General features: G+C 69.3%; 14 protein-coding genes. 2 read left to right on the top strand and 12 right to left on the bottom strand.

All coding sequences use genetic code 11. From position 1 onward, the window contains the following. Positions 1-46: 46 nt before the first annotated feature. From BLT03_RS13050 to BLT03_RS13090, 9 genes are all read right to left on the bottom strand, one after another. On the bottom strand, positions 47-988 hold the full coding sequence (locus BLT03_RS13050) for a 2-hydroxyacid dehydrogenase (RefSeq protein ID WP_092744193.1): 942 nt from the start codon (positions 986-988) through the stop codon (positions 47-49). 119 nt (positions 989-1,107) lie between these two features. Beyond that, on the bottom strand, positions 1,108-3,588 hold the full coding sequence (locus BLT03_RS13055) for a penicillin acylase family protein (protein WP_092744194.1): 2,481 nt from the start codon (positions 3,586-3,588) through the stop codon (positions 1,108-1,110). A 172-nt stretch (positions 3,589-3,760) separates the two neighbouring features. Continuing rightward, positions 3,761-4,816 (bottom strand): adenosine deaminase, encoded by a 1,056-nt coding sequence (locus BLT03_RS13060; RefSeq protein ID WP_092744195.1) that lies wholly within the window; start codon positions 4,814-4,816, stop codon positions 3,761-3,763. Between the two features lie 138 nt (positions 4,817-4,954). Then, a complete protein-coding gene (locus tag BLT03_RS13065; RefSeq protein ID WP_092744196.1) occupies positions 4,955-6,121 on the bottom strand; it encodes a BMP family ABC transporter substrate-binding protein in 1,167 nt (388 codons plus the stop codon). A 106-nt stretch (positions 6,122-6,227) separates the two neighbouring features. Then, positions 6,228-7,148: an ABC transporter permease gene (locus BLT03_RS13070; protein ID WP_092744197.1), complete on the bottom strand. Its 921-nt coding sequence runs from the start codon at positions 7,146-7,148 to the stop codon at positions 6,228-6,230. Beyond that, a complete protein-coding gene (locus BLT03_RS13075; protein WP_092744198.1) occupies positions 7,149-8,222 on the bottom strand; it encodes an ABC transporter permease in 1,074 nt (357 codons plus the stop codon). It lies immediately after the preceding gene. Beyond that, complete coding sequence (locus BLT03_RS13080; protein WP_092744199.1) at positions 8,209-9,810, bottom strand: ABC transporter ATP-binding protein; 1,602 nt, start codon at positions 9,808-9,810, stop codon at positions 8,209-8,211. The genes BLT03_RS13075 and BLT03_RS13080 overlap by 14 nt, the downstream gene beginning before the upstream one ends. Positions 9,811-9,889: 79 nt before the next feature. Next, complete coding sequence (locus tag BLT03_RS13085; RefSeq protein WP_092744200.1) at positions 9,890-10,822, bottom strand: LysR family transcriptional regulator; 933 nt, start codon at positions 10,820-10,822, stop codon at positions 9,890-9,892. A gap of 181 nt (positions 10,823-11,003) precedes the next feature. Continuing rightward, positions 11,004-11,642 (bottom strand): flavin reductase family protein, encoded by a 639-nt coding sequence (locus BLT03_RS13090; RefSeq protein ID WP_092744201.1) that lies wholly within the window; start codon positions 11,640-11,642, stop codon positions 11,004-11,006. Between the two features lie 238 nt (positions 11,643-11,880). On the opposite strand from BLT03_RS13090, the gene xdhA reads away from it, so the two are divergent. Further along, complete coding sequence (gene xdhA / locus BLT03_RS13095) at positions 11,881-13,401, top strand: xanthine dehydrogenase small subunit (protein ID WP_092744202.1); 1,521 nt, start codon at positions 11,881-11,883, stop codon at positions 13,399-13,401. Beyond that, entirely contained in the window at positions 13,398-15,821 is a 2,424-nt protein-coding gene (gene xdhB, locus BLT03_RS13100) for a xanthine dehydrogenase molybdopterin binding subunit (protein ID WP_092744203.1), read from the top strand. The genes xdhA and xdhB overlap by 4 nt, the downstream gene beginning before the upstream one ends. Before the next feature lie 12 nt (positions 15,822-15,833). Here the strand turns inward: xdhB and BLT03_RS13105 are convergent, their stop codons facing one another. The 3 genes from BLT03_RS13105 to BLT03_RS13115 form a co-directional block, all read right to left on the bottom strand. Beyond that, positions 15,834-17,972 (bottom strand): TonB-dependent receptor, encoded by a 2,139-nt coding sequence (locus BLT03_RS13105; protein WP_245711374.1) that lies wholly within the window; start codon positions 17,970-17,972, stop codon positions 15,834-15,836. A gap of 102 nt (positions 17,973-18,074) precedes the next feature. Next, positions 18,075-18,401 carry a hypothetical protein gene (locus BLT03_RS13110; RefSeq protein WP_092744204.1) on the bottom strand — a complete coding sequence of 109 codons (327 nt, stop codon included), beginning with the start codon at positions 18,399-18,401 and terminating at the stop codon, positions 18,075-18,077. A gap of 123 nt (positions 18,402-18,524) precedes the next feature. Beyond that, on the bottom strand, positions 18,525-20,630 hold the full coding sequence (locus tag BLT03_RS13115) for a sensor domain-containing diguanylate cyclase (RefSeq protein ID WP_092744205.1): 2,106 nt from the start codon (positions 20,628-20,630) through the stop codon (positions 18,525-18,527). Positions 20,631-20,767: the final 137 nt, after the last annotated feature.

The raw sequence follows: 20,767 nt of genomic DNA on the forward strand, positions 1-20,767 counted from the left end.
TGCAGGCCAGCGCAGAAAGCGCTATGCCTGCCACTGCCGCACGGCCTTACACCGGGGCCACGACCCCGGTGCCGGCGAAGTGCCCGCCGGCATTGGCGAGGAACTGGTTCACGCTGGCCTGCACGGCCTCGGGCGACCAGCCCGCCACGTGCGGGGTGAGCAGCACGTTGTCCAGGCCGATGAGCGCTTCGGGCGGATGCGGCTCGCTTTCGTAAACGTCAAGCCCCGCGCCCGCGATGGCGCCCACGCGCAGGGCGGAAGCCAGCGCTTCGGTGTCCACCACGCTGCCCCGCGCGATGTTCACCAGGTAGCCGAGCGGGCCCAGCGCCTGCAGCACCTCGACATTCACGGCGTGCCGCGTGGCCGCGCCGCCGGGGGTGGCGCACACCAGCACGTCGCACCACGCCGCCAGCTCCAGCAGGCTGCCGAAATACTGGTGCGCCACGCCTTCGCGCGGCTTGCGGTTGTGGTAGCCCACCGCCATGTCGAAGCCCGAGGCGCGGCGCGCGATCTTCTGGCCGATCGTGCCCAGCCCGAAGATGCCCAGGCGCTTGCCCGACACGTTGGGCGGCAGGCCGATGGCATCGCGCCAGACGCCTTCGCGGCACAGCCGGTCCAGGGGGCGCAGGCCCCGCACGGTGCCGATCAGCAGTCCGAAGGCATGGTCGGCCACGCAGTCGTCGTTGGTGCCCGCGCCCGATGCCACCACGATGCCGCGCGCACGGGCCGCGGCCAGGTCAACGTTTTCGTAGCCGGCGCCCAGCACGCAGATAAGTTCCAGCGCGGGCATGGCCTCGATCTCCTGCGCGGTCAGCCCTAGCGAGCCGATGGTGAGCACCGCGCGAAAGCGCGTGCCCTGGGTGACGATGGCCGCGGTGCGGTCGGCGGCGGTCGGGGCGTAGTGCAGGTCGTACAGGGCCGCGATCTGGGCCTGGCTCTGCGGGGAGAGGTGATTGAGAACGAGCAGGGGAATGCGAGGACTGGACACGTCAGGATGCTTCCATATTGATAGCTAAAGGGGCAGGCGGATCAAGCGCTGCAGGCCTATTTTGCTCCAATCGCTCCGCAGGCGCCACCGGGCGGCGTCAAGGCCCGGTGGCGGTGCGATCACTCCCTCACGGTGACGCTGCTGTAGCCCGCGCTGGACGTGATCTCGGATTCCGAGAACGGCATGCGCAGCCACTGCTTGGCCCCGTAGGCCTTGGTGTAGTCGCCGTAGCGGCTGGAGGCCGGGTCATCCGACAGCGAGAACGTGAGGAACGTGTGCGCCTCCACGCCGCTGGCCGGGAAGCTCACCACCTGCATGTAGCTGTTGCCGTGCGGTTGCCCGTCCATGCTGTAGCCGCCCTTTTCGATCGGGTTTTCCGAGCAGTTGATGGTGAAGTAGCCCGAGTCGCCGCAGCCGCCGTATAGCGGAATCTTGCTGCCGCCGCGCGTGGCGAACAGCACTTCGCCACGCGGCGCATTCACGGCGAAGCCGCTGCGCTGCACGCTGAGCACCGCAGCACCGAAAGCCTGGCGCAGCGCATCGGCGGCGCTGGCGCGCAGGTCACGCGGTGTGTTCAACGGATCGTCGGCGCTGAACGGCACGGCATAAAGCTGCGCGGCGGGCACCTGCACCCGGGTCCAGAACTCGTCCCACACATGGGAGCCACGGGCGGTGGCGTTGCCGGTGTTGTCCCACGCACGCAGCGTGGCGCAGGCAGCGGTCACATCCACCGCGCGGCTCTCGGCCGTGACGGTGATCTGGGGCGTGGTGCACACCAACGCCAGCGCCTGGTCCTTGAACCGCTCGGCGCTGAACACGCGGCTGTTGAGCACCATCTGCCGCACGATGGCGCTGGTGGCCTGCTTGCCGGCGTACTGGTCGGTGCCGGCCAGGCGCTCCAGCGCCATGGTGTGGCCTAAGCGGGTGCGCAGGCTCTGGGCCTGCGTTCCCGCAGCGCCGAAGATCGCCGGAAAGCCCGTGAGCGGGGCCTTGGCATTGGCCAGCCAGTAGCTGTCGTTCATGTTGCCGACGTAGTCGTCGCGCAGCAGGCTGGGCATGCGCGATGCGCCCACGGTGCCTTTTTGCGCCGAGTCGCCGTCGGTCTGCCAGTCGCAGGCGCTGCGCGAGCCGTCGAAGAACGGCACGTTGGGCAGCGCCGCCGCCATCGCCTTGCCGAAACCGGTGGTGCAGGTGGCCACCTGGTCGGGCGACACGTTGGGCACCGCGCCGATGTCGGCATACCAGGCGCGGGGATTGCCACGGCCCACGGCCACGGTGTTGACCCAGGGAATGGCCGACTCCTGCTTCTGGATGGCGATGAAGTCGTCCAGCGAGGTCGCCTGGTTCCAGCGCATCCAGTTGCGGAAGGTGCGGAAGTTGTCGCCGTTGACGTCGCGCATGGCGAACGCCGTGGTCTGCGTCCAGGCCAGCGCCGGGTTGAGGCCGCCCAGGTTCACCAGCGGCCCGTATTCGGTCTTGTAGAGGGTACGCGTGACGTCGGTGACCGCGCCGGAGGCGCCGCGCACCGGCACGGTGATCGTGCTGGCGGTCATCTTCACGGCCTTGCCGTCGCGCACGTAGCTCGTGCGGTCGCCATCGGCCAGCTGCAGCTGGAAGAAGCCGAATCGGCGCGCGGTGGACACGGTGTGGCTCCAGGCCACGTTGTCGTTGAAGCCGATCAGCACCACAGGCACGCCCAGGAACGAGGCGCCGCTCACGTTCAGCTCGCCGGGAATGGTCAACTGGGCCTGATAGAAGCGGTCCGGCCCCTTCCAGTACCAGTGCGGATTGCCGAAGAGCACGCTGCTCGACTCCCCCGTGACGGCCGAGCCGAAGCCGTACATGTTGCTGCCGATGCCCAGCGTGCCGCCCACCTGCATGCGCGGCGGCTGGGTGCGCGCGGGGTCGAGCCGCGCCACCTGTTGTCCGGATAGGGCTGGTGAGGCCGGTGCGGCCTCGGCCGTGGCACTGGCGGCAGCGTTGGGCAGCGTGGCATTGGCCAGCGGCGCGACGAAGTTGCTGTAGCCGCCCGCCAGATTGGCCGCGACCATGCGCCGCCAGATGTCGCGCGCCGTGATGGGCTGCACCCAGGCGGCGGTGCGGCACGCGGCATGGGCCGTGCCGCCGGACTGGGCTTCGCGCACGTAGCGGTTGTAGCCGGCGGCGAAGCCGTCCACCATTTTCTTGAGGTTGTCGGGCTGGGCGGCCACCATGGCATCCACCACGTCGGCGGAGATCACATGGCGGTGAAAGAAATCGGAATCGAGGTTGCGCGGCCGGTCGATCGTGCTGTCATACACCAGTTGCGCGTCGCCACCGAAATAGCGGGAGCGCTCGCCCCGGTAGGTCAGGAACGAATCGGCCATCGTGCACAGGTTGTCCTGCGCCTGCGCGTAGCCGTACCCGAAGCCCGCATTGCCCCAGCTGGAGGCCTTGATGTGCGGCACGCCCATGGCCGTGCGGCGGATCTCCGCGCTGTAGCGGCCGTTGTCGACGCCCCCGCTGCCACCGCCGTCGCTGTTGCCGCCCCCGCAGGCTGCCAGCACCGACAGGGCCAGCACGGAAAGCGGCAGGCTGCCGCGCCAAAGTCTTTCTCTCATGTCTTTGTCTCCTCTTTTGATTCGCCCATCGGCTGTGGAGGGGCGTGGATCGGCTGCGGCCAAGGATCGCGCCGGCCCAACGCGCATTTTTCAGTGCAGCGGCCCGCCGCGTCGATCCGCATCGACCCTGCCCCGAGTCGGATGCGGTGTGTGCATGGCCCGTTGCAACGCCTCAGTAATCCTGCTCCACGCTTTGCTGGAAGCACGTCTTGAGCCGGTGCTCCCACGCGTGCTTGTCGGCCTCGGGAACGAAGCTCGCCTCGAAGCTGTTGAAGGCCAGCTGGTAGGCATGGCGCGCCGTCAGCAGCGGGTCCGCTGCGAACAGCTGCGTGAAGTTCTCGTTGATGTAGCCGCCGAAATACGCGGGGTCGTCCGAGTTCACCGTGGCGGCCAGCCCGGCGTCCAGCAGCTCGCGCAGGTTGTGGTCGGCCAGGTCGGGAAACACGCACAGCTTCTGGTTGGACAGCGGGCACACCGTGAGGGCGATGCGCTCGGCGGCCAGGCGCTGCATGAGCGCAGGGTCGTGCACGGCCTGCACGCCATGGTCGATGCGCTCGGCCTTCAGCACGTCGAGCGCGCTCCAGATATAGGCCGGCGGCCCCTCTTCCCCCGCATGCGCCACGCGGCGCAGGCCCAGTTCGCGGCACTTTGCGAACACGCGCGCGAACTTCTCCGGAGGGTGGCCGACCTCGCTGCTGTCCAGCCCCACGCCGATGAAATGCTCGCGCAGCGGCAGGGCCTGTTCGAGCGTTTCGAGGGCGTCTTCCTCACTCAGGTGGCGCAAAAAGCACAGGATCAGCGCGGACGAGATGCCCAGCGTGCGCTGCGCTTCGGCGCAGGCCCGGTGCAGGCCATGGATCACGGTGGCCATCGGCACGCCGCGCGCGGTGTGGGTCTGGGGGTCGAAGAAGATCTCGGCATGCACGACGTTGTCGGCCGCGGCGCGCTCCAGGTACGCCCACGCCATGTCGTAGAAATCCTGCTCGTGCAGCAGCACGCTCGCGCCGGCGTAGTAGATGTCGAGAAAGCTCTGCAGGTCGGTGAACGCGTAGGCGGCGCGCAGCGCTTCTACGCTGGCATACGGCAGGGTGATCGCGTTGCGCTGCGCCAGGGCGAAGATCAGTTCAGGCTCCAGCGAGCCTTCGATGTGGATGTGCAGCTCGGCCTTGGGCATGCGGCGCAGCAGCGCAGGCAGGTGCTGGGCGGGAATCGGGGGGACCTTGAACATCGGCGGCTCCAAACGTTGATGCCGCGCTCTCCACGGCGGCGGCGGTAGCCCGATGATGCCTTGCCGCCGCTACGGTGCAACCCGGTGCCGGCCCCGCACGCCCCCGCGCGCTGTGCCGGCACCCGCCGATTGACCGATTTACTTCTTGTCGCCGCCGGGCACCGTGCCCTCGACGCCCTTCACGTAGAAGTTCACGCCGCCCAGGAACTTGTCGTCGGCCACCGCGTCCTTGGACAGAACTTCCTTGCCGGCGTTGTCGGTGATCGGGCCCTTCCAGATCGAGAAGCTGCCGTCCTTCAGCCCGGCCTTCACCTGTTCGACCTTGGTCTTGGTTTCGGCAGGCACGTCCTCGGCGATGGAGACGAGATCGATCGCGCCTTCCTTCACGCCCCACCAGCTCTGGCCCGTGGCCCAGGTGCCGTTCAAGGCGTCCTTGGTGGCCTTGATGTAGTACGGGCCCCAGTTGATCACTGCCGAGGCCAGGTGGGCCTTGGGGCCGTAGGCTGTCATGTCGGAATCCCAGCCGAAGGCGCGCTTGCCCTTTTCCTGCGCGGTTTTCAGCACGGCAGGCGAGTCGGTGTTCTGGAACAGCACGTCGGCACCGCCGTTGATGAGCGACGTGGCGGCCTCGGTTTCCTTGGGCGGGCTGAACCATTCGTTCACCCACACCACCTTGGTCTTGATCTTGGGATTGACCGACTGGGCACCCAGCGTGAAGCTGTTGATGTTGCGGATCACCTCGGGGATCGGCACCGAGCCCACCACGCCCAGCGTGTTGGTCTTGGTCATGGCGCCGGCGATCACGCCCGCCATGTAGGCGCCTTCATAGGTGCGGCTGTCGTAGGTGCGCACGTTCTCGGCCGTCTTGTAGCCGGTGGCGTGCTCGAACTTCACGTCCTTGAAATCGGGGGCGATCTTCTGGATCGACTCCATGTAGCCGAACGTGGTGCCGAAGATCAGCTTGTTGCCCTGGCTGGCCATGTCGCGCAGCACGCGCTCGGCATCGGCCGACTCGGGCACGCTTTCCACGAAGCTGGTCTGCACCTTGTCGCCGAATTCCTTTTCGAGCGCCTTGCGGCCGTTGTCGTGCGCGAAGGACCAGCCGCCGTCGCCCACCGGGCCGACATAGGCGAATGCGATCTTCAAAGGCTCGGCCTTCGCGGCAGGTGCAGAGGCCGCAGGGGCCGGGGCGGACGCCGGCGCCGGCGCGGGCTCTTCCTTCTTGCCGCAGCCGGCCAGGGCGGCGGCCGCCACGGCGGAAAGCGCAGCCACCTTGAGCAGCGAGCGTTTGTGCAGATCGGTCATGTCGGGTCCTTTGAGGAAAAAGTGATGAGGAAAAAGTGATGAGGAAAGGCAACGAAAAATAAATTATCGGGGGCACTGCGAGGCTGGCGGCCGGCGGCCGCCAGCATCACGACCCCGGATGGAACGGCTTGCCGAGCGACGCCGGCATGTTCACGCGGATCCAGGCCGGGTTGCGCGAGATGAGCGCCAGCACCACGATGGTGGCCACGTACGGCAGCATGCTCAGCAACTGGCTGGCCACCTGCACGCCCGTGGCCTGCAGGTGGAACTGCAACATGGTCACGCCGCCGAACAGGTAGGCACCAAGCAACACCCGTGCCGGCCGCCAAGTGGCGAAGGTGGTGAGCGCCAGCGCGATCCAGCCGCGGCCGGCCACCATGCCCTCGACCCAAAGCGGTGTGTATACGGTGGAGATGTAGGCGCCCGACAACCCGCACAGCGCCCCGCCCGCCACCACGGCGGCCAGGCGGATGCGCCGCACCGGGTAGCCGAGCGCATGCGCCGATTCGGGCGATTCGCCCACCGAGCGCAGCACCAGGCCCGCGCGCGAGCGGTACAGAAACCACACCAGTCCCGCCACGAGCAGCATGGTGAGGTACACGATGGGGTGCTGGCGGAACAGCGCCGGCCCGACGATGGGCAGATCGCCCAGCCCGGGTACGGCGTATTTGGGCAGCTCCGGCAGCTTGGCCTGCACGTAGCGGATGCCGGCGAAGGCCGAAAAGCCCACCCCGAAAAGGCTGAGCGCCAGCCCCGTCGCGTACTGGTTGGTGTTGAGCCAGATCACCAGCAGCCCGAAGATGGCGGCCAGCAAGGCCCCCGCCGCCATGCCGGCCGCAAAGCCCAGCCAGGTGTTGCCCGTGTGCACCACGGTGGCGAAGCCCGCGATGGCCGCGCAAAGCATCATGCCCTCGGCCCCCAGGTTGACGATGCCGGCTTTTTCGTTGATGAGCAGGCCCAGCGCGGCGATGGCCAGAACGGTGCCCGCGCTCAGCGTGGCGCCTAGAAGCAGTGCGTACGATTCCATTTAAGCGGCCCTTCCTTTCGCACCGACCCAGCGCACGCGGTAGGCGATGAGCGTGTCGCACGCCAGCAGCGTGAACAGCAGCAGGCCCTGGAACACCCCCGTGAGCGATTTGGGCAGCCCGAGGCGCGACTGCGCCAGTTCGCCACCGATGTAGAACATGCTCATCAGCACCGCCGAGAACACCATGCCCACCGGGTGCAGGCGCCCCACGAACGCCACGATGATGGCCGCGAAGCCGTAGCCCGCCGGCACGTAAGGCGTGAGTTGCCCGATGGGCCCCGCCACCTCCAGCGCGCCCGCCAGGCCCGCCGCGCCGCCCGAAATGAGCAGTGCCGTCCACAGCGCGCGCCGCGACGAAAAGCCCGCGTAGCGCGCTGCCGCCGGCGCGAGGCCGCCCACCTGCTGGGCAAAGCCCGCCCGCGTGCGGAAAAGGAACACCCACAGCGCCGCGGCCCCCGCCAGCGCCAGCAGGAGCCCGATGGACACGCGGGAGCCCTGCATGAGCCGGGGGATCTGCGTCACGCGCTCGAAGGTCTTGGTCTGCGGAAAGTTGTAGCCCATCGGGTCTTTCCATGGTCCGTAGACCAGGTAGCCCAGCACCAGCGTGGCCACGTAGACCAGCATCAGGCTCACCAGAATCTCATTGGCGTTGAACCGGTCACGCAGCAGCGCCGTGATGCCGGCCCAGGCCATGCCGCCCAGCACGCCGGCCAGCAAAATGGCCGGCACGATCCACGGCCCGGTGGTCTTGTCGGCCAGCAGCGCAATGCCGCCGGCCGCCACCGCGCCGATCACGAACTGCCCCTCGGCGCCGATGTTCCATACGTTGGAGCGAAAGCACACGGCCAGCCCCAGAGCGATCAGCAAGAGCGGCGTGGCCTTGACCATCAGCTCGCCCACGGCGTACTGGCTCTTGATGGGTTCCCAGAAGAACACCTGCAGCCCGCGCACCGGGTCCTTGCCCAGCGCGGCGAACAGCGCCAGCCCGATCAGCACAGTGACCGCCAGCGCGAGCACCGGCGAGCCGTAGGTCCACCAGCGCGATGCCTGGGGACGGGGTTCAAGCTTGAGCATGGGCTGCCTCCGGTTCTGCGCGTGCCGCTTCGGCTACAGCCAGGTGCGACTGCACGTCGGCATGCCACAGCCCGCTCATCCATTCGCCGATGCGCTCCACCGTGGCCTCGGCGCGCGGCACCGACGGCGACAACCGCCCCTTGGCCACCACGTGCAGGCGGTCGCAGATTTCGAACAGCTCGTCCAGCTCTTCGCTGAGCACCAGCACCGCGCAGCCCGCATCGCGCAGCGCCAGGATTTCGCCGCGGATCTGCGCGGCCGCGCCCACGTCCACGCCCCAGGTGGGCTGCGAGACGATGAGCAGTTTCGGGTTGGCGTCGATCTCGCGGCCCACGATGAACTTCTGCAGGTTGCCGCCCGACAGCGACCGGGCCGCCGCATGCGGGCCGCCTGCCTTCACGTGAAAGCGCTCGATGATGGCGCGGGCCTGCGCCTGCAGTGCCCCGGTGCGCAGCCAGCCGCCGGGACCCACGCAGTTGCTGCGGGTGAGCAGCAGGTTGTGCGCCAGCCCCATGGTGGGCACGGCCCCGCGGCCCAGGCGCTCCTCGGGCACGAAATGCAGGCCCAGCGCGCGGCGGCGGCGCGGGTTCATGCGCCCGGCGGCCTGACCCGCCACCTGCACCATCGCGGGCTGCGCGCGCATGTCTTCGCCCGACAGGGCGTAAAGCAGTTCTTTCTGGCCGTTGCCGGATACGCCCGCAATGCCGACCACCTCGCCCGCCCGTACTTCGAAGCCCAGCTCGATCAGGTCCACACCGAACGGGTCCATGCGCGGCAGCGAAAGCGCTTGCACGCGCAGCACCGTCTCGCCGAGGTGCGCCGGGCGGTGGGTGAGCGCCGGCGGCTCGGCGCCGATCATCAGGCGCGACAGCGAGGCGTTCGATTCCTCGGCCGGGTTGCACACGCCGGTCACCTTGCCGCCGCGCAGCACCGTGCAGGCATTGCACAGCGCGCGGATCTCGTGCAGCTTGTGGCTGATGTAGAGGATGCTGCAGCCCTCGCTGGCGAGCTTGCGCAGCACGACGAAGAGCTTTTCGACCGCCTGGGGCGTGAGCACCGAGGTGGGCTCGTCCAGGATCAGCAACTGGGGCTGGGTGAGCAGCGCGCGGATGATTTCCACGCGCTGCATCTCGCCCACGCTCAAGGTGTGCACGGGGCGCGCGGGGTCGATGTCCAGGCCGTACTCGGCCGCCGTGGCGGTGATGCGGCGCGTCACCTCGGCCAGCTGCAGGCGCTTGTCCAGGCCCAGCCAGACGTTCTCGGCCACGGTGAGCGTGTCGAACAGGCTGAAATGCTGGAACACCATGGCGATGCCGAGGGCCCGCGCTTCCTGCGGGTTGCGGATGGCCACCGCCTGGCCGTTGAAGTGCAGGCTGCCTTCGTCGGGCTTGACCGCACCGTAGATGATCTTCATCAGCGTGGACTTGCCCGCGCCGTTCTCGCCCAGCACGGCGTGGATCTCGCCGGGCTGCACCGTGAGCGACACGCCGCTGTTGGCCACCACGGCCGGATAGCGCTTCGTGATGCCCGACAACTGCAGGCGCGGCACCGGCGCGGCGGCTGCGGGAGAGGTGTGGGAGGAATTCATGCGGGAGATTGTCTCTTTATTTTCAAAGGCGGTTGGGCACGAAACTGGAATGCTGCGCACGTCCTTCATGCATTGTCCGCTATGGTTTTCGTAGCGATGCCGCCACGGTGCGCACGGCATCGCGCAGCCACATGGCCGCCGCCGAATGGTGCGTGCGGCCATGCCACAGCTGGTAGTACATCAGCCGCGGAAACGGCACGGGGCACGGCAGCACGGCCAGGGGGAGGCGGTCGGTGAAGCGTTCGCAGAACTGCCGGCCGGTGGTGAGCACCAGCAGGCTCGACGCGACGATCTCGGGAATCAGGCTGAAGTGGGCGCAGCGCGCGGTGATGCGGCGCTGCAGGCCCAGGGAATCGAGGTGCGCGTCGATCACGCCGCGCGCGCCGGGATGCGTGGGCGTGGGGGCGATGTGCTCGGCGGCCAGCCACTCGTCGGTGTCCCAGCCGCGCCGCACCGCAGGGTGCGAGGGACTCACAAGGCAGACCACGTCGTCGCCGAAGAGACGGCCCATGTGCAGGTCGTCGGGCGGCTGCGGCCAGTTGCCGATGACCACGTCCACCTCGCCCTGCGCCAGGTGCGCGTGGTAGTGCGTGTCGGCCGACAGCGGCAGTACCTCGACCGGGCACAGCGGTGCCTCGGCCTTCAGGCGGGCGACCAGGCGCGGCAGAAAGAGCGGGTCCAGGTAGTCGCTGGCCGCGATGCGGAAAGTGCGCGTGGCGGTGCGCGCATCGAATCCGCGCGCATCGGAGAACAGCGCCTCGGCCGACCGCAGGATCGCGCCCGCGGGCTCCACCATGCGCAGGGCGGCATCGGTGGGCAGCATGGCCGCGCCCGAGCGCACCAGCAGCGGGTCGCCGGACAGGTCCCGCAGCCGTCGCAGGGCCGCCGATACGGCCGGCTGGTGCATGCCCAGACGCACGGCGGCTTTCGATACGCTGCGTTCAGTCAACACGGTGTGCAAGACCCTTATGAGATGGAGGTCTATCTTGTCGAAAAGGGCTTGGTCTCTCATAAGGGTGGGGGCATTCCAGCCATACGCCGTTGCGTATGCCACGCGGGCGTGCCGGTGGCGGAGCGGTGGCGCGGTGAAGAAGGCAGGGAGGACATCGCACTGTAGCGCCGAGGCCGCCGCACCGCGAACCAGGCAAATACCGAGTCACCGAGGCGATGGGCGGTGCTTTCAGGCTCCGGTTTCAGATTTCGTCGATGGCCGTCGAGCGAGCGGCCTCGGCCTGGGATGCCTCGTCGAGCGAGAAGCGGTCGCCGGTCGTCACGTAGAAGCTCGCGCCGAAGCGGCCCACCGGGTGGTAGTCCTGCAGGCGCACGCGCCAGCGCTCGGTGTCCACCAGCCCCTCGCGCACGCCCAGCCACTGCACGCGGCCGATGAAGACATAGCGGCTGGCCGTTTCCATGGTCTCGTGCAGCACGCATTCGAAAGCGACCGGTGCCTCGGCGATGCGCGGCGGGGCCACGCTGCGCGACGGCACGGCGGTGAGGCCCGCATGCACCAGTTCGCTCTCGTGCGGCGGCAGCGCGTCACCACAGGCATGCATGCGCCGGGCCATGGGTTCGTCGGTGATGTGCACCACGAATTCGCCGGTGCGCAGAATGTTGGCCGCCGTGTCCTTCAGCCGGCCGTCGTGCAGGCGGTTGATGCTCACCATGACCACCGGCGGGTCCTCGCCCAGCATGTTGAACATGCTGAACGGCGCCGCGTTCACCGTGCCGTCCTCTCCCAGCGTGGTGATGAGCGCGATCGGGCGAGGCACGATCAGGCTGGCCATGAGCTTGTAGCGCTCATAGGCGCCGAGTTGCGAGAAATCGATGTCCATCGAGGATCCTTGGGGTCTGCAGCCGGCCAGGTATGGCAAGGCCCGGCCGGGGACGCAGCATCCGTGCCAACCGGCGGGGGCAGCACCCGCGCACTGCGGCGGCGGGTTCGGGGGCATGGCGCCCGGCGCATGGTCGTTATACGCTCGCCCATATGCGCCTTCAGCCTTCGGGCCCCTACCCTGTCCCGGAACGGCGCGACGCCTGCCCCAACGATCGAAACCTGCTCCGCACACCGCAATGACCCTTTCACGCCCGCTGCGATTCATCCGCCGGGGCCAGCCTGTAACGCTGGTCCGGGTGCCCCCCGACCGCACCCTGCTGGAGGTGCTGCGCGAAGACCTGGGCCACACCGGCACCAAGGAAGGCTGTGGCGAGGGCGACTGCGGCGCCTGCACAGTGGTGCTGGGCGAGGCGGTGGACGGCAGCGTGCGCTACCGGGCCGTGAACAGCTGCATCCGTCTGGCGCATTCCATCGACGGCATGGCGCTCTGGACCGTGGAAGACCTGGCACAGGATCCCTTGATTCCTGCGGCCTCGGCAGATGCCGCAGCCCTGCACCCTGCGCAGGAGGCCATGGTGCAGTGCCACGGCTCGCAGTGCGGCTTTTGCACGCCCGGTTTCGTGATGAGCCTGTTCGGCATGTACCAGAACCACGTGTGCCAGGGCCGTACCGTCACGCGAGATCTGGCCGTGCAGGATCTGTCGGGCAACCTGTGCCGCTGCACCGGCTACCGCCCCATCCTGGACGCGGCCGAGCAGATGGGCGCCCTGCCCCGCCGGCCGGTGGACGAAGCGCGATTGATCGGGCAGTTGCAGTCCCTGGCCCACCCTGATTCCAATCCCGATCCCTCGCCGGACGCCGCCTACCTGGCGCCGGCAACACTCACCGAACTGCTGGCCGCCCGCGCCGCGCACCCCAATGCCCAGGTGGTGGCCGGCGCCACCGACGTGGGGCTGTGGATCACCAAGCAGCACCGCCAGTTCACGCAGATGCTAGACGTGACCCGTGCGCAGGAACTGCGCCGCATCGACACGCAGGCCGGCCGGCTGAGCATCGGCGCGGCCGTGCCGCTGGCCGATGCGTTCGATGCGCTGCAGGCCCACTGGCCCGTGCTGCACCGATTCGCCACGCGCTTTGCCGGGCTGCCGGTGCGCAACTCAGGCACGCTGGGCGGCAATGTGGCCAACGGCTCGCCCATCGGCGATTCGATGCCGCTGCTGATCGCGCTGCGCGCCAGCGTGGTGCTGGCAAGTGTGCGCGGCGAACGCACGCTGGCGCTGGAAGACCTCTATACCGGCTACCGCCAGAACGTGATGGCGGCGGACGAACTGCTGGCGCGCGTCGAAGTGCCGCTGCCCGCCCCCGGCGAAGTGCTGGCGGCGTACAAGGTGTCCAAGCGCTTCGACGACGACATTTCCGCCGTGTGCCTGGTGCTGAATCTCACCGTTGTCGACGGCACCGTACAGCGCGCCAGCCTGGGCGCAGGCGGTGTGGCCGCCACGCCCGCACGCGCCAGGCTGACCGAGGCCGCGCTGGCCGGCCAGCCCTGGACCGCCGCCACCATCGAGCGTGCCGTGGCGGCGCTGCAAGGCGAGTTCCAGCCCATCTCCGACATGCGGGCAAGCGGCGAATACCGCCTTGCCGTGCTCGCGGGCCTGCTGCAGCGCTTCTGGCTGGAAAGCCAGGGCACGCAGCACGCCGCGCTTCTCTCCATGCCGGTGTCGCTGGAACAACTTCGCCCGGAGGCCCTGGCATGAACTCGCGCGACGAAGCCCCCTTGAGCCGCGACGCGGAAGACGACCCGGTCGCCCTGGCCGCCAACGCCGCCGGCGCGGCCGGCCCGCAAACGCCCGAGGCCAGCCCACCGGAAGGCGCGCCCGCCCCGGCCCGCACCATGGGCCGGTCGCACCCCCATGAAAGCGCACGCGCCCAGGTGGCGGGCAGCGCCCACTACATCGACGACCTGCCCGAGGTAAAGGGCACGCTGTACGCCGCGCCCATCCTTTCCGCCGTGGCCCACGGCCGGCTGGAGGGCGTGGATGCCACGGCGGCGCTGGCCCTGCCCGGCGTGCGCGGCGTGGTGCTCAGCGCCGACGTGCCGGGCGACAAGCTGCTGGCCGCCTTCGCACACGACGAGCCCGTGTTCGCCATCGACACCGTGCAGCACGTGGGCCAGGTGATCGGCCTGGTGGTGGCCGAGTCGGTGATGCAGGCGCGCCGCGCCGCCCGCGCCGTGGTGCCTCGCATCACGCCGCTGCCGGCCGTGCTCACCGTGCACGAGGCCCTGGCGGCCGAAAGCTATGTGCTGCCGCCCGTCTTCGTGCGGCGCGGCGATGCCGAGGCTGGCCTGGCTGGCGCGGCCCACCGGCTGCAGGGCCGCTTCGAGGTGGGCGGGCAGGAGCATTTCTACCTGGAGGGCCAGATCGCCTACGCGCTGCCGCTAGAGCAGCGGCAGTGGTGCATTCACTCCAGCACGCAACACCCGGGCGAGGTGCAACACTGGGTGGCGCACGCCCTGGGCCTGGACAACCACGCCGTGCGCGTGGAGTGCCGGCGCCTGGGCGGCGGCTTCGGCGGCAAAGAGACGCAGGCCGGCCACCTGGCCGTGTGGGCGGCGGTGGCGGCGAACAAGTTCGGCCGCCCGGTCAAGCTGCGGCTGGATCGGGACGAAGACTTCATGGTCACCGGCAAGCGGCACCCGTTCGCCTACGCGTACGACGTGGGCTTCGACCCCACGGGCCGCATCACCGGCCTGCGGTTGCGCATGGCGGCCAACTGCGGGTTCTCGGCCGACCTGTCGGGCCCGGTGGCCGACCGCGCGGTATTCCACAGCGACAACGCGTACTTCCTCGAAAACGTCGAAATCGCCTCGTACCGCTGCAAGACGAACACGCAGAGCCACACGGCGTTTCGCGGCTTCGGCGGGCCGCAGGGGGTGATCGCCATCGAGGCCATCCTGGGCGACATCGCACGGGCGCTGGGGCGCGATGCGATGGACGTGCGCCTGCGCAACCTGTATGGCACGACCGACCGCAACGTCACCCATTACCAGATGCCGGTGGAGGACAACATCCTTCACGATCTGCTACCAAAACTAGAGCAATCCAGCCAATATAGACGGCGGCAGGAGGCCATTTTTGCCTGGAATGCAGCCAGCCCGGTGCTCAAGCGCGGCCTGGCGATCACGCCCGTGAAGTTCGGCATCAGCTTCACCGCCACGCTGTTCAACCAGGCCGGCGCGCTGGTGCACGTGTACACCGACGGCAGCGTGCAGGTGAACCACGGCGGCACCGAGATGGGCCAGGGCCTGCACACCAAGGTGGCGCAGATCGTGGCCGATGAACTGGGCGTTCCCCTGGCGCACGTGCTGGTGACTGCCAGCGACACCAGCAAGGTGCCCAACGCCAGCGCCACCGCCGCCTCCAGCGGCACCGACCTGAACGGCCGCGCCGCCCAGTTCGCCGCGCGCCACGTGCGCGACAACCTGGCCGCGTTCGTGTGCGGCATGGACCATTGCGGCGCCAGCGAGGTGCAGTTCGCAGGCGGACAAGTCATCACGCCCCGCTCGGTGCGCGCCTGGGGCGACGTGGTGAAAGAGGCGTATGCCAACCGCATCCAGCTGTGGAGCGACGGCTTTTACCGCACGCCCAAGATCCACTACGACAAGGCCACCCTCACCGGGCGGCCGTTCTACTACTTCGCCTATGGTGCGGCCTGCACCGAAGTGGCCATCGACACGCTCACCGGCGAGAGCCGGGTGCTGGCCGTGGACATCCTGCACGACGTGGGCCGCAGCATCAACCCGGCCATCGACATCGGCCAGATCGAAGGCGGCTTCGTGCAGGGCATGGGCTGGCTCACCACCGAGCAACTGGTGTGGAACGACCAGGGCCTGCTCACCACCCACGCTCCCAGCACCTACAAGATCCCGGCCACGGGCGACATTCCCGAGCGCTTCACCGTGGCGCTGTGGCCCGAGGCCAACCGCGAGGACAACGTGGGCGGCAGCAAGGCCGTGGGCGAGCCCCCGTTCATGCTGGCCATCAGCGTGTACGAGGCGCTGCGCAACGCCATTGCCGCGGCGCGGCCCGCCGAAGCGGCCCGGCAGCCCGTGCAGTTGACCGCCCCCGCGACGGCAGAGAACGTGCTGAGGGCGCTGGGCGCGATGGCACGTTAAGGCCGCCGGCCGTCAGAAACGGTAGGTGGCCGAGACGAACGCATTGCGCCCCTGCCCCGGCGTGATCCAGCGACTCACGTGCAGGTGGCTCGACACGAAATAGTGCTTGTCGAACACGTTGCGCACCGTCGCCTGCACCTCGATGCTCTGGCCGTCGGCCAGTGGCGAGACCCAGGTCTGGCTCAGGTCGACACGCGAATAGCCGGGCAGCACCGTGGTGTTGGCCTCGTCGGCGAACCGGCGGCTCTGCAGAGACAGGCCGGCGCCCGTCTTCCACCGCGCATCCCATGCGTACTGCGCCCACAGCGTGGCCGCATGCCGTGCCACGTTGGGCACGGCCATGCCGCCGTACACCGGGTTTTGCAGGTACTTCGCATCGGTGAAGGCATAGGTAAGCGCCACGTTCACCCGGTCGGTCACCTGCCCGGTGAGCGATGCCTCGATGCCCTGCGAGCGCGCGCTGCCGGCGGTGGTGAAGTCGAAATTGTTCAGTGGCGTGCTCAGGTCGGCCGCGATCATGTTCTTCTGGTCCAGGCGATAGACCGCCACATCGCTGACCATCAGGCCGTTCTGCCACAGCGATTTCCAGCCCACTTCGACCTGCGCCGCGCGGCGCGAGGGCAAGGACTGGTTGGACGAAGACGCCACCTGGTTGGGCGATGTGCCGGTGGACACGTTGGCATAAACAGTGTCGGCATCCGACAGCCGGCGCAGCACCGCGAGCTTGGGACTCCAGCGCGACTCCTCCACCGGCAGCACGCCCGCCGTGCCATACAGAAAGCGCTGCCGCGCGAAGCGCAGGCCCGCCACCACCGACCACGCGCCGAAGTCGATCTGGTCCTGGGCGGAAGCCGCGAAGGACTCGAGGTTCTGCGTCGTCAGGCTCTGCGCCAGCACCGCCCCGGCCGGCGGCGCGGTGACGCGGCCATAGACCGGGTTGAACACGTTGATCGGCGGACTGGTGGCAGCCGGGACCGACAGCGACGGCTGGTTCAACGTTTCCTTGTAGTACTCGGCGCCCAGGTAGAGCTGGTGCGTCAGGGCGCCCGCGCTGCGGGTGCTGGCGAGCGCGGTCGAGAACGCATCGATCCTGCGCTGCGTGCCCGGCTCCCATGCCGACACCCTGGCATAGGTGCCGGCCGGCTGGCCGGCCAGGGGCGAGCCGTTCAGCAGGTTCTTGATCGATGTGGACTGCGCCTCCAGGTGCGTGAAATCGGCCGACCAGCGCGTGTCCGCCGACAGCGCGACATCGCCGTGCAGGCTGTAAATGCGGTTGTCGGTGGTCGAGTCGCCGAAGGGTTCGCCCAGCTGGCGGTCGCGCGGCACGGCCACTGGCCGGCCGTTCAGCGCGGGCAGGCCGTAGTCGGGCTGGTAGGTCTGGTTGGTCGCCTCCACGCTGGCACGCAGGTGGTAGCGGTTGCCATCGCTCTGGGCGAGCCCGAGCTGGATGCCGTCCAGCCGGTCCTTCACATGCCGCCATTCGCTGGCATCCGACCGCGTGGCCGTGACCCGGGCGGCCAGTTCGTTCTCGGCGGACAGCACGCGGTTCAGGTCCACCGTGGTTTCCAGGGCACCGTGACCGCCCGCACCGAGCGACACGCTGCCGAAGTTCGACCACTGCGGCTGCCGCGTGACGATGTTGACCGTGCCGCCGGGCTCGCTGCGCACGCCCAGCGCCGCGCCCGGGCCGCGCAGCACCTCCACGCTTTCGACGAAGGCCGGGGTGTAGGGGTAGTTGGACAGGCGCACACCGTCGCGCAGCACGCGGTTGGAACCGGTGCCGCTGTCGGTCACCGCGCCGCGCAGGATGAAGAACTGGGTATGCGAACCGTTGAAGCCCGAGTCGGCCTGTGCGCCGGGCACGTTGCGCAGCGCATCCTGCAGCGTCGTGCCGCCTTGCTGGCGCACGAGTTCGCCGGGCACGGTGGTGACGGAAAACGGCGAGTCCAGCGTCGATCCCGCCGTACCGGTGGCGAGGCTGGGGCTGCGCTGGGCCGCAGGGGTGGCGGGCGCCGTGACGGTGACGGCAGGCAGCGACGGACTGCGCGCGTCCCCCGTGTCTACGGGCGTGGAAACCTGGGCCATGGCACTCAGGCCCAGCCAGGGCAGTGCGGCACCCAGTGCGAGGGGCAGCGGAATGATTCGTTGCATGAAGGGCTCTCTAGGGCGCCCCATGGGGCGCCGCTGATCGGTGCGAAAACATCGCGGACCGTGGCAAAAGTTACCCAGGCGCCGCGACTTCGAAAGTGGCGGTCAGCAGAGCCGTGGCGGCCCGCGGGCCGGGAGCGGTGCCGCGGTGGCAGCGGCAATCCGTGCAGCGGGAATGGACTGCACCGCGAGCGACAGCGGCAGCACTGCCGGCAAGACCAGCGAGGGCGGATGGGCCGGCGGCCCGGTCAACACGCACAGCGGACAGTCCGCGTGCACCGCCCCGGCATCTTCCACGCCCGCATCGGTGTGCACGATGGCGGTCACTGAACCAGCGCTGTTGCAAACCCACTCGACCACTTTCGGATGCACGATGGGGGAAGCGATGGCCACGCCCAGCGACAGCACGAGCCACGCCAGAGCCCACCGCATGGCGGATCGGCAACGCGCCCAACCGCCGATGAAGGCCAGGGAACGCGGCAGTGGACGGGGTGGGTGGGGCACGGTGGACGATTATCGACAGCCCGCGCCGGTGCCTGCGGAACGCATGCGCCCTCAGGCCACCCGCGTCACGGCCCGGCCGCCCTGCACCGAGCGCACTTCTACCCGGCCCCGGCCTGCACGCTTGGCTTCGTAGCAGGCCATGTCGGCGGCGTGCAGCACGGCGGTCACGTCGTACACGCCGCTGGACAGCGGCACCAGGCCGATGCTCACGCCCAGCGTGTAGCTGCGCCCCTGGTACGACGGCTCCCACGCGCGCACGGCGGCGCACAGCTGCTCGGCAATGGCCAGCCCGCGGGCCAGGGGGCAGCCGGGCAGCACCACGGCGAATTCATCGCCGCCCAGCCGCGCGGCCCAGCCCACCGGCCGCACCTGCGTTTCGATGAGGCGCCCCACGTGGCGCAGCACGTCGTCGCCCGCGTCGTGCCCGGCGATCGCGTTGACCACGGTGAAGTGGTCCAGGTCCAGAAACAGCACCACGCCCTCGCCTGCCTCTTCCCCGGGGTGCGCAGGGACCGCATCGGGGCGAGCCGCGCGGTCGGCCAGCAGGGCATGCAGGCGCTGGCTGAACGCGTCGCGGTTGGCCAGCTGCGTGAGCGAATCGAGCCCATCGGCCCAGTTTTCGCGGCGGCGCGCCTCGCGCGCGGCGGTGAGGTCTTCCAGCATCCATACCGTGCCTGCGCCGCCGGGAATGCCGCGCACCGAACGGCCCAGCACCCTCGCCCACACCGCGCTGCCGTCCTGGCGCAGAAAGCACACGTCGCCGTCGAACGTGCCGTGCGCCGCGAATTCCGCGCGCACGCGCCGTTTCAGGTGTTCGTATTCGGCATCGCTCACGTAGAGCATGCGCGCCAGCCGGCCCTTCAGCTGCGACGGCTCGTAGCCCAGCATGCGGCCGGCCTGCAGGCCGACCACGTCCAGGCGCTCGCCGCGCGTGATGATGATCCCCGTGGGCGCATGGTCCAGGATGGACTGCAACTGCCCGCGCAGCAGGCCCGCCTGCAGCTGCGTACTGCTGCGCTCGTCCAGCAGGCCCCGGCAGGCCAGAACAAGGGCATCGACTTCGCCCGCGCCCTGCGGCCAGGCATCGTCTTCATGGGCGCCGGGGGCGCGCAGGCCGAGCCGTGTGGCCCGGTGGCACAGCCGGGCGAGCGGCTGGGCCTGCCAGGCCATGCATGCCACGGCCAGCAGCGCGGCCGCGCCGATGAGCGCAGCGGCCAGCCAACCGGCGCGGCGCTGAGCGCCCTGCAGCGGCGCGAGCAGGGCCTGCGCATCGCTCACGCGCGCCACCGTCCACTGCGTCATGGGCATGCCGGCCAGGCTCACCACGTGGCCTGGCAGCCGTTCGGTGAAGGCCCGTCCCGCCACCGGCTGCTCCTTGTCGCGCGACCGGGCGAACACTTCCGAAAGCCCGGGTTCGTCGCGCACGCTGCCCATCACGCGCGCCGGGTCGGGGTGCGAGAGGATGGTGCCGTCGCGCGTGAAGACGAGCAGGCGCGAATCCTTGCGCGCCGGCAGCGACATGGTGGGCGGCAGCAGCCCTTGCGATTGCAGGCGCAGCACCCCCGACACGGCGCCCACCACCGTGCCCTCTTCGCGGTGCAGCGGCAAGGTGAACATCACGCGCGCCTCGCTCGGCCGCCCGCCGATGAGGCCAGAGACCAGTGGCTTGCCCTCCAGCATGGTGCGGCGCAGGCTGTCGCGCTCGGCCGGGTCGAGGTTGGAGCCGCTGTCCAGCCGGCCGGACTGCAGGTTGATGGCCACGGTGCCGTCCTGCCGCACGACCTGCATGGCGTCGAAAAAGCGCACCGCCGGCAGGCCCTGCTGCAGCAGCCACCCTAGCGACGAAGGCGAGTCAAGCATGACCGGCTGAATGCCTTCGGCCACCGTGCTGAGAACCTTCTGGCTTTGTTCGATCTTGCTGGCCAGCAGCCGCGCGACCACTTCGACCTCGTCGGTCTGCTGGCTCACCAGCCGGTGCATGGCCTGCTCGCCCGCTGCGCGCGAGACGGTCCACGCGGCGAGCGCTCCGGCCAGCACCACGGCCAGCACGGTGATCAGCATGAAGCGCTGCACCAGCGTGCCGGGCAGCAGCCAGCCTGGGGAATCGTCGGCCGCGTCCTGCTCTGCCTCGGGCACTTCGTGCGATGGCGGAGTCATCGGCGCTCCGTGGACGAAGCACCTGGAGCAACGGGGCGGATAAGAGCGCGGGGCATGCTGTCAGGCGGAATATGACGGGGTTGCGAATAAATATACGCAGCCCCTTTGCCGCACCGGGTTGGGTGGAACCCTCGGTC

It is taken from the genome of Paracidovorax valerianellae (assembly GCF_900102625.1).
In the GTDB taxonomy this organism is placed as follows: Bacteria; Pseudomonadota; Gammaproteobacteria; order Burkholderiales; family Burkholderiaceae_C; genus Paracidovorax; species Paracidovorax valerianellae.